The following is a 12,069-nucleotide window of genomic DNA, read 5'->3' as shown; positions in this document are numbered from 1 at the left end:
TGCGAATAGGCAGGCCATGCCACATATTTCGGCAGCGGGCGGGCTCGACGTCGCGGTTGTACCGTGGCGTCGGGCTGCTGGCGGGTGCGCTGGTCGCGACGGCTTGTTCCGGTGGTGGCCCGGACGGACTGCGATACGCGACCGGATTCGCCGCGTTGCCCGCATCGTGTGCCGAGGTCGGCGCGATCGCGGCCGATGCGCTACAAGGGTTTTCCGGATCCTTGCCCGCGAGTGACGCCCAACCCTTCACCAAGCAGCGGTACACCACCGCGGTCGGGGGATCGCTCGAGTGCGAGGTGACCTTCGAAGACCCCATTCCGCGGCCCGAGCAGGTTGCCGAGCCGGTACCGCTGTCCCGCGCGGCGACCATTCATCTGTTGTTCCTGGACGCCCCGACACTCGCGGACCGAAGCGCTACGGCGACAACCTCGGCCGGGCCGGAACCCGCCACCGTGACACCGTTGCCCGGTATCGGCGACGGCGCGACGATCGGTTTCCAGCCCGCCGGCGACCGTCGGATCGCGGCAGACGTGTCGGCGCAGGTCGCCAACCTGTCGGTGGTCGTCCGCACTACGGGTCTGGACTGGTCCGGGGCGAGTGGCACCCCACCGACGGGCGACTCGCCGAAACTGCGTACGGAATTGGCCGCAGGCGCCCAGGCGATCGCCGCGGTACTCACTCGCAGCCTGTCGTCCAGCCTCCCACGCCGCACCCTGGACGGCGTCCGCGAGACCACGCAGGAGTCGGCGCCCGCTACGACAACCCCTGCGCCGCAACCTGTCTGGGATCCGTGCAGGATACCCGACGGTGACGTCACGGCTGCCGGACTGGACCCGCGGACGAGAAACGCGGCCGTGGCGAGTGACTCGCAGGGACGATGCAGTTGGTCCGCGGGCTGGTACGGCGTGGACGTGCACACCACCGACCGGCGATTCACCGACTTCGCATACGGCAGCGACCGTTTCATCCGGCCTGCGCCGATCGCCGTCGCCGATCGCCGTGCCGTGCTCGCGCGGCGCAGCGAATCCGATTCGACCTGCTCCTTGCTCTTCGATGTCCCACAGCAGACCAGCGGTGGCATCGAGACCGGCACCGTCGAACTGGCGGCCTCGGCCGACGTTGCGGGCCGCGGCGAGGAACTGTGCGGCGAACTCGCCCGGCTGGCCGTACCGCTCAGCGCGCACTTTCCGGCTGGTCGCTAGCTGCGACCACGCGGTTGTCGGTCATGGTGCGCAGGTAGGGGCAGGCTTGGGCGGGGTTGGGGTCGGGGCAGGTCAGGAGGTGTTCCAGCATTGCGCGGGCGGCCGAGAGCCGTTCCTGCTGCTGGGCTATCTCGTCGAGCCGTTCCTGGACCGCGTGCCGCCACTCGTGATTGCGCGCGGCCAGGACCGTACCGATTTCGTCGAGATTCATCAGGCCGGTTTCGCGCCACATCTGGATGAGGCCGATGCGATGCAGTTCGTCGTCGCCGTAGAGGCGCCAGCGCGACCGTCGCTGGGCCGGGCGGAGCAGCCCGCGCTTTTCCCAGTAGCGCAGCGCTGATTCTGCCAGGCCGAATCGCCTTGCGGCCGTGCCGATTCCGACCAGGCCGTGATCTCGCGGCCGAGCTGTCGCAGTGGTGTCGTCCATCTCACCTGCCGTTCTCGTCGTTGGCGGACTTGATCTCTACTCGACTTCAAATGTTTGAGTAAGGCAAGCCTAACGAACAGGGTGGAACTACGACCGTCGCGCAGCGCGGAGAGGGTGATCCGATGACCATCGAATACGCCGAAACTGTCATCATCGGTGCAGGCCAGCAGGGGTGCGGGGTGGCCGCCTCGCTACAGGAGATCGGCCACGAGGCGGTGATCGTGGAGAAGGCCGAGGTGGGTCATGCCTGGGCGCACGAACGGTGGGACAGCCTGCTGGTCGGTAGCGGCAACCGCACCATCCAGTTCCCCGGCTGGGAGTACGACGGCACCGATCCCGACGGCACCATGTCGGGCCGCGAGCTGGCGGGGCACCTGCGTCGCTACGCGGCACAGCGACAGCTCCGGGTGTGGCAGCACACCGAGGTCCGCGCGGTCGAGTGCGCGCCGGCAGCGTCGGATCGCGACGACGTCAGGTTCCGGACGTCGCTGTCGACCGGCGCCGCGCTCGAATCCCGCAACGTTGTCGCGGCGGTGGGCGGTTACGCCAAACCTCGGGTGCCCGACTTCGCGGCCGATATCGATCCGGCTGTCCGGCAGGTGCATTCGCGTGACTACCGAAATCCCGCGACCCTGCCCGAGGGGGCGGTCCTGGTGGTCGGGGCGGGCATCAGCGGCCAGCAGATCGCCGACGAACTCGCCGACACCGGCCGCCGCGTCTTTCTGTCGGTCGGTCGGCACCGGGTGTTTCCGCGCCGCTACCGGGGCCGGGGCATCCACGAGTGGATGTACATCTTCTCGCTGTACGACGATTTCGTGACCGGGGATTTCGACAGTGCCGATCCGGCCAAGCTGCCCGGTCTGCCGGTGAGCGCCGTGACGAACCGCGGTGCGGACCTGAACCTCGGCACCTTGGCCGAAAAGGGTGTCGGCCTGGTCGGTTCCGTGCGGGCGGCGCAGGGCACAGTGTTGTCGTTGGCGGACAATGTCGTAGCCGTCGCGGCGGATTCCGGCCGTTCGTTCCGCGCGATTCTGCATCGGATCGACACCGGAATTCGCCTGCGCGGCTTCGTCGCTCCGGAACAGGATCCGCCCCTCGACGTGCACATGACGCATATCACCGATTTCGGCGGCAAGCTCGACCTGGCACAGCACGACATCGCGGCGATCATCTGGTGCACGGGTTTCGGGCCGGACTACCGTTTCCTGCCCGAACAAGCCCTCGATGAGCACGGCGCGCCGCACCGGCAGAAGGGCATGCTCGGCGCGCTACCCGGCCTCTACTACGCCGGACTTCCCGACGGAAACTCGTTGCACCTCACCGGCATCCCGGCAACCGTCGAGTGCGGGCACTTCATTGCCCGCCAGATCCACATCGACGCGGTCCTGCGCTCCGGGTCCTCGGAATCCGTAGTCGTGCGGTAGGCGCAGAACCCGGGGCATTGCGGCTCCTGGGCCGACGCAGACTGCCCTACGCCGACTGCGCCTGTCCCCGCGGGGCGTGCAATGGGGTGGTGTCCCGGGCTGCGGTGACGGTGCGGTGCACGTAATCGGGGTGGGCGAGGGGGACGTCGAGCAGGACTGCCGGGACGTCCAGGAGATCGAGGACTTCGGCGTGATCTTCGGCGCACTGATCGCTCAGTTCGCTGCGTTGGGTGAACAGGCCGCGGATGCCTGGACCGTCGAGCAATCCCTCCGCGGTCAGGTGATCGGCAAGGCCCAGTAGGCAAGTCACCGCGTGCAGTAGCCGGAGGCGGTCGTCGACGGGGCCCCGGGTATGCGCCGACCATCGGCGCAGCAGTGCGGCGCTGCAACTGGCGTGCACGTGCGGCCGGCACAGTGCGCCGCGGCGAGTCTCGCGCCACCGCCGTAACAGCAACTGCGCCAACGCTTCCAGGAGCTCGATTCCCTCGTCGCAGGAGCGCAGTCCGGTGTGCGGGCGGGTGGGCGGGGTGGGCAGGGCACGGTCGGCCTCCGTGTTCTTGGCGACGATCCGGATGCTTTCGTAGCAGAGAACGTTGTTGTCGCCGCCGAAGGTGGTGTTGATCTCGCCGTCCACCCGGGCGGTGACGATCTCGTTGTGGCTGTGGAATCCGTGCCCGCCGCACAGCTCCCGCAGTTCGACGAGCGCCGTGTTGGCGGCCCACGAGGCGTGGGCTTTGGCCGCGGAGGTCAGCCCGTGCAGCGGCCGTCCGTGCAGGGTGATCGGCTCGGTCGGGTAGCGGCTGGTCCATTGCTCGATGAGGTGTTCGGTCAGGTGCTGCAGAGCGAGCGCCTCGGCGACGACCGGCAGCAGGCGTTCGCGGTAGTGCTCGAAGCTCAGCAGGGTCTTGCCCGAGGTCTCGCGGTGCGTGCTGTAGCGCAGCGTGATCGCCGAGCAGCGCCGCAGGACGGCGGCGGCTCCCGTGACCGGGAAGATGCGTTCCTGGGAGAACGTCCCGAGGCAGCGCAGATAGCGTTCGCGACTGGGGATTTCGCTTTTGTACTTGCCGGAGTCGTCGATCTGCGCCCATCCGGACAGCAGGGCGTCCAGCGAAATGCGGTACTGGTCGAAATGGAGCATCCCGGTTTGGTTCCCGGGGAGCCCGCCCTTCGGATCGGCCCGGCGAATCCGTACGCCGGCGAACGGCATCGCGCCTTCGCTCGGCCGCAGTGGCACCCGAAACCAGTGGTGCCCTTCGTCGTTGCCGTCGACCACGAGCCGGGCCAGCACCATCGCGTAGGTGGCGGAGAACAGGCTGTTACCGATCCAGTATTTCGCCGCGTCGTCGGACGGAGTCGTCAGGGTCAGCGAGCGGTCGTCGTGGCGATAGTGGGCCTGTGTTCCGGTGGTGATGAGGTTGGTGCCCCGGCCGATCTCGGTCGCGGCGAACGCGTACACCTGGGCCATCCGGTCGATTTCGTCGCGATAGGCCTCGATCTGCGCCGGGCTGCCGTGTGCGAGCAGCGCATTGCCGGCCAGCTGCTGGTTGCCGGTCGTGGCGACCAAAGAGATGTCGAAGGCACTCAACCAGCCGGCGGTGCGCACCAGATCGGGGAAGCGGTCCTGCCGGTTGCCGCCACACCACGCTTCGCTGCCCACGATTCCCTTGGCGTGCAGTAGCTTCGCGCGCTCGACGGTCAGCCGCATCAGATCGTCTACGCCCAGTTGGTAGCGGACGTGCGGATCGAAGAGCGGGTCGCTGAGCACATCGATCACCGGCGATTCGGACACTAGCGCTCCTTCCGGTGGCGGGTGGGTGCGGGCAGATCGTGGCGGGTCAGGTGCAAGGCCGACAGGGTGGGCGCGACGATGTCGCGCAGGTAGACCTGCGCGTTGATCCCGGTGGAGCGCATCAGCACCGAGCGGGCCTCGGGATCGGGCAGCAGTTGTTCGGCGGGCATGCGGAAGGTCCGCAGCACATGAGCCAGATCGGCGAGAGTGCCTGCACGGTCCTCGTCGAGCAGCAGCGCGACCATGTGCTGATAGAACTTCGTGTGCGCCATCTCGTCGCGGCCGATGATCCGGTAGATATCGGCCAGGACCGAGTGCCCGGTCCGGTCGGCCAGCGTGCGCTGCGAGCGATAGACCACGAAAGTCGTGAGTTCCTGGATCATTCCGTAGATCAGCATCTCCCGGGGGCTCGCGTACGGTCGTTCCCAGCGCTTGGCCAGGACCGTATCCGCGTAGTCGTGGAGCTGCTCTTGGGTGCGTTGGCCGCTGCGATGCAGGTATTCGCGAAGCACGAGCGCGTGTTTGGATTCCTCGTACCCCCAGTTCGCGGCGAACCAGGCCTGGGCGTAGTTGCGGCCGAACAGTTCCAGGTGGGTGTTGAGGTAGTCCGGGAGAAAAAGTTCGACACCGCAGAATGTTTCAGCGTTGGTCGCGAGCTGCGCGTCGCTCTGTGCGGTGTCGAGTCCGTCCCAGTCGATGTCGTTGAACGGATTCCAACGGCGCGTGCGCTCGGCGTTCTCGAAGAACGTCATGTACGTGCGGTGGAAGGACTCGCGCAGATCCCTGTTCATCGATCGACCCGATGCGCTAGTTCGGTCATGATGAGCCGGCACAGCCCCTCGACATCGGTGACGGTATAGAGCTTTTCGTCGGGCAGGCGGATGTCGAGCTGCTTCTCGGTCCACGTGACGAGTTCGAGCAGCTGCACCGAATCGATGCCGGGGGAGAAGAGGTCGGAGTCCGGGCGCAAGGGCGGATGCGCCGCGGAGGTGACGTCGCGCAGACCGGTGCCGAGCAGGGCCAGCAGTTCGTCCTGGGTCATAGGCGTTCCCTTCGATGCGGTTTCGTTGGGGCAGAGAGCTTTTACTCGGGATCGTCCACGCGACGCAGGCACCACTGGGACAGGGTCATGTGCCTGCGTGCGAACGAGTTGATACAGCACGTCAAATAGCGGTCGTAGGTATCGAAGAGGGCGCCGCCCCAGCGATCGCGAATTTCTTCCTCGTGTGCGCGCAACCGGCTGCGCCAGTGCGTGGTGGTGCGTTCGTAGTCTTCGCGCCGGGTGCGCAGTTGCATGACCTCCCAGTAGGGGCCGACGGCCATGACGATGTCCTCGGCCCGGGGCGTCATGCCGCCGGGAAAGATGGTCTCGCCGAGCCAGCGCAGCTCGCGCGCGTCTTCGGCACGGCGCGGGAGGCGGTCACGCAGACCCGTCTGGAGTGCGAAGTACGCGCCAGGGTTGGTCCATGTCCACGCCTTGTGGAAGTAGTCGCGGTACCGGGCCACGGCGCGTCCGGCGCGGGCGTCCTCGGGGGTGCAGACATGTTCGATCATGCAGATCGACTGCACCGCGTCGAAGGTGTGCACCGGGGTGAACTCGCGATAGTCGATGCAGGAGACGGTGACTCCCGGTAGCTCGCGGCGCAGGATGTCGTCGTACTGGGCTTGCGACAGGGTGATGCCGTGCGCTCGGGCGACGCCGCGTTCCTGGGTGAGGTAGGCGAGGTTGTTGCCCCAGCCGCAGCCGATGTCCAGCACCGTGCGGTCGGGCTTGATGTGCGCGAAGTCGTGCAGGACCGCGAGTTTGGCGAGTTGGGCGGTGTCGAGATCGTCGGTGTCGTCGAAGACGCCGCAGGTGTAGTTCATCCGGCTGTCGAGCCAGAGCCGGTAGAACTCCGGGTCGAGGTCGTAACTGACGGCGATATCAGCTTTGCTGGACATGCAGCGCCCCTTCCAGGTAACGACGGCGGGTCTCCTGCCGTCGTGGCTTTCCCGAGGTCGTCCTGGGCACGGTGCCGGGAGCCACGGTCACCACGTCGTGCACCGGAATGCCGAGGGCGGCGGCGACGGCTTCCCGCAGTGCCGCAGGTATTTCCGTCGTGTCCGCGGTCCGGCATTCCGCGACCACGACCAGTTCCTCGGAGCCCGATCCCGGCCGGGTGCAGGCGACGACGCCGCCGGCCCGCACACCGGCCACGGTCTCGGCGACCCACTCCACCCGTTGCGGATCGATGTTGCGGCCGTTGAGGATCAGCAGATCCTTGACCCGGCCGGTCACGAACAGTTCCCCGTCGGCCAGGTAGCCGAGGTCGCCGGTACGCAGCCAGCCGTCCGGCCGAAACGTATGGTGCGTCGCGGAGACCGCGCCCAGATAGGTCCGTGCGATCGAGGGACCGCGCACCCAGATCTCGCCGACGATCCGCTCGGCGACGGTTTCGCCGACGTCGTCGCGCACGACGATCTGATGACCGGCCAACGGCGGTCCACAGCTGACGATCGTCGCTGTTTCCTCGGAAACCGTAGGTGTGGAGCTATTTTCGTGCTGTGTCGGCACCTGGGCGGCGGTTTCCGGCTCGAGGGGGACGGCGCGCCCGCCGGACAATTCGCCGGCGCGGAGATGGTCCACGCGGTAGGGGCGGTCCGGCGTGGCGAGCGCGACTGCGAGCGTAGCCTCGGCGAGTCCGTAACACGGTGTCAGCGTTTCGGGTTCGAGTCCCGCGGGTGCGAAGGTGCGCAGAAAGTGGTGCAACACAGCGTGGTTGATGGGCTCCGCGCCGCACCCGAGCACGCGCACGTGGTCGAGCTTCAGCGCGGCGATCTCCTCCGGCGCGGTCCGGCGGGCGCTGAGCGCGTAGGCGAAATTGGGGGCGAAACTGATCGTCGCGCGCCGTTCCGACATGGCACGTAACCACAGCCCGGGGTGGCGGACGAAGGCGCGGGTCGGCACGAAGGAGACGGGAACGCCGATCAGCAAGGGCGCCAAGACGAATCCGACCAGCCCCATGTCGTGGTGCAGTGGCAGCCAGGACAGCCCGCGGTCCACCGCCGGATCGCCGCGCAGGCCGTCGCGCATGATGGCCATCCCGTTGGCCCGCACCGCGGCCACGCGCGCCGGGATCGCGCGCGGAGTTCCGGTGCTGCCGCTGCTGAACTGCACGTAGGCGGTCGCGTCCGGTTCGGGATGGCAGGGATCCGACGCGTCCGGTGGTGCTGCCACGACGGTATCGAGGACGATCGTCCGCTCGCTGCCCGCGGGGGCGGCCGTGCCGGCGCGCAGCGCGATCGCCCGGGTCTGCGCTGCGGCGGCCATGGCTGCCACGTGATCGTGCCAGGCGGCGCGACGTCCCTGCGGCGGCGGTGGCGGCACCGGAACCGGCACCACACCGGCCCACAGGGCGCCGAGGAAGGCCGGGACGAAGAGGTGCGGGTCGGTGGCCTCCATCGCGATCCGGTCACCGGGACGCGCACCGGCCGCGCGCCATCCCGCGGCGGCCGCGCGCACCCCGTGCAGTAGGCCGTGCCGGCTGACCACGGTCCATTCGCCGTTCTCGCCGAGGTACTCATGGGCGGGCGCGTGGTCGTTCTCGTAACCGGCCACGACATCGGTGACCCAGCTTTCGCGCACGTGTCGTTGCCCCTCTCGCACAGTCGATTTCGAAGAATCGGAGCGGTCGTGTTCCGGGTCTCAGTACACGTGACCGCGTGGCGCGAGGGCCAGGCACGGAATTGCGGCGTGCCGATCAGTTCTTGCGGTACACCGAAGGCCGGACGCCGGTGTACCGCAGGAAAGCGGTGGACAGCGCACCGGCGCTGCCGAAACCGCAACGCGGCGCGATCTGTTCGATCGGGAGCTCGGTGTCGCGCAGCAGCCGCTTCACCTCGTCGACCCGCAGCCGGAGCAGGAACTGATGCGGTGTCGTCCCGGTCTCGGTCCGGAAGACCCGGACCAGGTGGTAGACGCTGAGATGCACTTCGCCCGCGATATCCGCCAAAGTGATCGGCTCGGCGTACCGTTCGCGCATCATCGTCACCGCCGCGCGCACCCGCCGATCCTCGCGGGCCGGTGCCGTCGGCGCCGCCGCACCGGCATGCCGGACCAGCAGGTGCATGCTCAGGAAGGCGGCCGCGGACTCGGCGTAGAGATCATCCGCGCCGCTGGGCACCGCGAGCGCGCGCATCACTTCCTCGATCAGCGGATCGCCTTGCGTGAGCGCCGCGGACACCGCTTCGAAATCCACGCCCTGTTCGCCCAATTGGGCCGCGGCCGCGTCGACCGTGGGGCGCGGGATGTGCACCTGCACACTGCGCATCGGTCCGTCGCCGCGATAACTCACCGAGGTGACCTGGCCCGGCAGTTTGGCGTCGATTGTGCCGGGCAGCCAGGTGGACGGCACGCTGCGCCCGCCGTTGCGTGTCTGCAGCACCGCTTTCCCCGTCAGCGGTAACACCAGATGTAGATCCGCCGCGGCCGGCAACGGCATCTCACGCACCACGGGCGCATGCTCGAACCGCTGTACGAGCAGCGACTGCCACCCGGCATCCTCGAAGCTGCAATACGTCCGCCGAACGCAGCCGTCGAAGTCGAAACCGGCATAGGGTTGCAGATCGAACCGAGTGGAATCGAACACCATCCCCCGACCCTACTCAGCGGGGTAGTTCGCAACCGTAAGTACTCGATAATCCACGGGTCATCGTCTGCCGGAACGCGGGCCCGCGCGGCGCGAGTGGGGTCGCAACTGGGGAATGCGACCGACTTCGATTGTCCTACTATCCATTCGACGGCAGGCTCGCTCGAGCCGCCTCATAACGGGAGGGGCACGACAATGCGTTTTCGCATGACTTTCAAACAGGCCGCGGTGGCGGTCTCTGCGGTTGCCGGAGTGGTCGGAATGGGCGCGTTCGCTGCCCCCGCGCAGGCCGAAGCAGCTGGATACGACCGCTGCCCGAGCGCCCGGTTCTGTATCTTCAGCGCACCCGACGGCGGCGGGCGAATCGCCTACTTCCAGCTCGGTTCGACCGACCTCCGTCTGCAGAACATGGACGGCCAGGTCTATTCCCTCTGGAATCGCACCTCGAAACCGTGGGAGGGATACACGGAATACAACTACCGCGGCGGCATTATTTTCCATGTCACCCCGGGCTGGAAGTCCGACGTCCCGGCCGACGTCGCCGTGCAAATCCACTCGGTGCGTGGCGTCTGAATTGCGACGTCCGCGACGGGCGACGATGTGGCCGGAACTTCCGGAGCCGTCGGCGCCCGGCCAGTACCCGAGCGGCGATCGGGCGAAAGGCGAAACCAGGCGTGCTGTGCAGCCCATCCGCACCGTGACAAATTCCGTCGGCGTGCCCACAGGTCGACATCGCTGCCGCCTGAACCATCCTTGCTAACATCCGGCAACATCGCAAGAAATCAGCCGGGTCGTGGTCCACAGAAGGGATCGGTCGGGGCGTGGCGGAAACTGTGATCGGACGGCGTGCGTTGTTGACCACCGCGGCTGCGGCGGGAGCGTTGGCCGCAGGCGCGACGACCCTCGCCTGCGGTCCGCCTTCCGCTCGAACGGACTTCGCGCGGTCGATGGATCGCAGCGTGGAGTTGGCCAGGGAGATGCTGGGGGTCGACGCCGCGGGCAACGATCTGCGGCTGACCTACCTGCGCACGCTGATCGACACCGGTCTGCCCGAAACTACTGCGCCCAAACGAGTTCTGGTGATCGGCGCGGGTCCGGCCGGACTGACCGCGGCGAATCTGCTGGCCGACGCCGGGCACCGCGTGACGGTCATCGAAGCCAACGGCAGCCGAACGGGCGGGCGCGTCAAGACCTTTCGCGGCATGTTCAGCGATCCCAACCTGTATGCGGAGGCCGGGGCCATGCGGCTACCGAGCGCCCATCCCATGGTGCTCGCGCTCGCCGACAAACTGGGGCTGCGGCGGCGGCAATTCCACAACGCGGACGTCGCGCCGGAGGCACGTTCCGCGGCGGTCACGCCCGTCGTATATCGCTCCTTCACCGGCGAGCAATGGAGCAACGGTCCCGCTGTCGAGTTCCGGCCACCGCCCGCGGCGGGCCGTACGCTGATCAACACCAATGGAAGGATCCTCACGCGCGCCGAGTACGCCGGCGATCCCGCGGCGTTGCATCGTGATTTCGGTGTGGACCTCACCGCGCCGGCCAGAGTTGCGCTCGATTTGGCGTTGCACAAGGTGGGGGTGCCTGACGACTGGCCCATCGAGCGTCGAATCGATGGCTGGGCAAAGGTTTTCAATACCTACGAGGACTACTCCACGCACCGTTATCTGATGGAGCACGGCTGGAGCCTTGCGCATCTCGCTACGGTGGGCACCCTGGAGAACCTGACCTCCCGACTGCACTACGGTGTCATCTCCGCGATGGTGGACCATGCCCTCATCCGCCCGGACGCGAGCTACTGGGAACTCGAAGGCGGCACCGCGACGTTGACCGATGCGCTCACCCGCAAACTCGCGCCTGCCGTGCGTCAGGGCAGACGCATGACCCACCTGGAGCAGACCGATCGCGGTGTAAAGGTGTGGACCACCGCCGAATCCGGCAGCGAGCACACCGATGGGGCACCGATGGATCCGATCGAATCGTTCGAGGGCGACTACGCCATTCTCGCTATCCCCTTGACCGCCACCCGTTTCTGCACCTTCGACCCGCCGCTGTCCTATCCGACCCGTCGTGCCATCACCGAACTGCACCATGATGCCGCCACCAAGGTGTTGCTCGAGTTCAAGACCAGGTTCTGGGAGCAAGGCGTGCGCGGATTCCGCGGTGGTGGGTGCGTATCGGACTGTCCTAATCGATTCACCTATTTCCCCTCCCACGTGCCCGAGTCCGACGGCGGCGTCGTCCTGGCCAGCTACACCTGGTCCGACGATGCCATGCGCTGGGATTCGCTCACCGAAAGCGAGCGGGTGCATTTCGCGCTCGCTGGGATGCGTCGCATGTTCGGTCCCCGCGTCGACACCGAATTCACCGGTGTCGGTGTCTCGCAGTCCTGGCAACGTGCCCGCTATGCCCTGGGTGAAGCGGTCATTCCCACCCCCGGCCAGCTACACGAACACCACGCCGCGACCCGGACAATCGAAGGGCGAATCCATTTGGCCGGCGACCACACTACGCTCAAGCCGGCATGGATCGAAGGAGCGCTCGAGAGTGCGGTTCGCACTGCCCTGGAAGTTCACCAGAGATAAAGGGGCGGTGTCGA

At 67.4% G+C, this 12,069-nt stretch carries 11 protein-coding genes; 4 read left to right on the top strand and 7 right to left on the bottom strand.

The genetic code is table 11. The features are described from left to right. Positions 1-56: 56 nt before the first annotated feature. Positions 57-1,202: a DUF3558 family protein gene (locus NVU01S_RS03850; protein WP_043664928.1), complete on the top strand. Its 1,146-nt coding sequence runs from the start codon at positions 57-59 to the stop codon at positions 1,200-1,202. Here NVU01S_RS03850 and NVU01S_RS03845 read toward each other — a convergent pair. Then, positions 1,174-1,629, bottom strand: a complete 456-nt coding sequence (locus tag NVU01S_RS03845; RefSeq protein ID WP_043664925.1) for a MerR family transcriptional regulator — start codon at positions 1,627-1,629, stop codon at positions 1,174-1,176. The two genes, NVU01S_RS03850 and NVU01S_RS03845, sit on opposite strands and share 29 nt — an antisense overlap. A 122-nt stretch (positions 1,630-1,751) precedes the next feature. Here NVU01S_RS03845 and NVU01S_RS03840 point away from each other — a divergent pair, with 122 nt between their 5' ends. Beyond that, positions 1,752-3,053, top strand: coding sequence for a flavin-containing monooxygenase (locus NVU01S_RS03840; RefSeq protein ID WP_043664923.1), 1,302 nt, complete (start codon positions 1,752-1,754; stop codon positions 3,051-3,053). A 46-nt stretch (positions 3,054-3,099) separates the two neighbouring features. Here the strand turns inward: NVU01S_RS03840 and NVU01S_RS03835 are convergent, their stop codons facing one another. From NVU01S_RS03835 to NVU01S_RS03810, 6 genes are all read right to left on the bottom strand, one after another. Next, a complete protein-coding gene (locus NVU01S_RS03835) occupies positions 3,100-4,842 on the bottom strand; it encodes an acyl-CoA dehydrogenase family protein (RefSeq protein WP_043664922.1) in 1,743 nt (580 codons plus the stop codon). Next, the gene (locus NVU01S_RS03830; protein ID WP_043664920.1) at positions 4,842-5,633 is read right to left on the bottom strand and encodes an acyl-ACP desaturase; all 792 of its coding nucleotides are present in this window, start codon (positions 5,631-5,633) and stop codon (positions 4,842-4,844) included. Before NVU01S_RS03830 ends, NVU01S_RS03835 begins: the two co-directional genes overlap by 1 nt. Continuing rightward, the gene (locus NVU01S_RS03825; protein ID WP_043664918.1) at positions 5,630-5,884 is read right to left on the bottom strand and encodes an acyl carrier protein; all 255 of its coding nucleotides are present in this window, start codon (positions 5,882-5,884) and stop codon (positions 5,630-5,632) included. Before NVU01S_RS03825 ends, NVU01S_RS03830 begins: the two co-directional genes overlap by 4 nt. A gap of 41 nt (positions 5,885-5,925) precedes the next feature. After that, the gene (locus tag NVU01S_RS03820) at positions 5,926-6,783 is read right to left on the bottom strand and encodes a class I SAM-dependent methyltransferase (protein ID WP_043664917.1); all 858 of its coding nucleotides are present in this window, start codon (positions 6,781-6,783) and stop codon (positions 5,926-5,928) included. Then, positions 6,767-8,467: an AMP-binding protein gene (locus NVU01S_RS03815; protein WP_052280203.1), complete on the bottom strand. Its 1,701-nt coding sequence runs from the start codon at positions 8,465-8,467 to the stop codon at positions 6,767-6,769. Before NVU01S_RS03815 ends, NVU01S_RS03820 begins: the two co-directional genes overlap by 17 nt. Positions 8,468-8,582: 115 nt before the next feature. Continuing rightward, positions 8,583-9,473, bottom strand: a complete 891-nt coding sequence (locus tag NVU01S_RS03810; protein ID WP_043664914.1) for a helix-turn-helix domain-containing protein — start codon at positions 9,471-9,473, stop codon at positions 8,583-8,585. A 204-nt stretch (positions 9,474-9,677) separates the two neighbouring features. Here NVU01S_RS03810 and NVU01S_RS03805 point away from each other — a divergent pair, with 204 nt between their 5' ends. Together NVU01S_RS03805 and NVU01S_RS03800 are read left to right on the top strand one after the other, a co-directional pair. After that, complete coding sequence (locus NVU01S_RS03805) at positions 9,678-10,043, top strand: peptidase inhibitor family I36 protein (protein ID WP_052280202.1); 366 nt, start codon at positions 9,678-9,680, stop codon at positions 10,041-10,043. Positions 10,044-10,291: 248 nt separating this feature from the next. Continuing rightward, the gene (locus NVU01S_RS03800; protein ID WP_043664913.1) at positions 10,292-12,055 is read left to right on the top strand and encodes a flavin monoamine oxidase family protein; all 1,764 of its coding nucleotides are present in this window, start codon (positions 10,292-10,294) and stop codon (positions 12,053-12,055) included. Positions 12,056-12,069 lie beyond the last annotated feature (14 nt).

The organism is Nocardia vulneris, from assembly GCF_001613425.1.
GTDB classification, from domain to species: domain Bacteria; phylum Actinomycetota; class Actinomycetes; order Mycobacteriales; family Mycobacteriaceae; genus Nocardia; species Nocardia vulneris.
This window is presented reverse-complemented; position numbering and strand designations above follow the sequence as displayed.

Excerpts from the sequence above, each read along its gene's own strand:
- NVU01S_RS03845 (WP_043664925.1), bottom strand. The coding sequence starts at position 1,629 with ATGGACGACACCACTGCGACAGCTCGGCCGCGAGATCACGGCCTGGTC.
- NVU01S_RS03840 (WP_043664923.1), top strand. The coding sequence starts at position 1,752 with ATGACCATCGAATACGCCGAAACTGTCATCATCGGTGCAGGCCAGCAG.
- NVU01S_RS03830 (WP_043664920.1), bottom strand. The coding sequence starts at position 5,633 with ATGAACAGGGATCTGCGCGAGTCCTTCCACCGCACGTACATGACGTTC.
- NVU01S_RS03825 (WP_043664918.1), bottom strand. The coding sequence starts at position 5,884 with ATGACCCAGGACGAACTGCTGGCCCTGCTCGGCACCGGTCTGCGCGAC.
- NVU01S_RS03820 (WP_043664917.1), bottom strand. The coding sequence starts at position 6,783 with ATGTCCAGCAAAGCTGATATCGCCGTCAGTTACGACCTCGACCCGGAG.
- NVU01S_RS03810 (WP_043664914.1), bottom strand. The coding sequence starts at position 9,473 with ATGGTGTTCGATTCCACTCGGTTCGATCTGCAACCCTATGCCGGTTTC.
- NVU01S_RS03805 (WP_052280202.1), top strand. The coding sequence starts at position 9,678 with ATGACTTTCAAACAGGCCGCGGTGGCGGTCTCTGCGGTTGCCGGAGTG.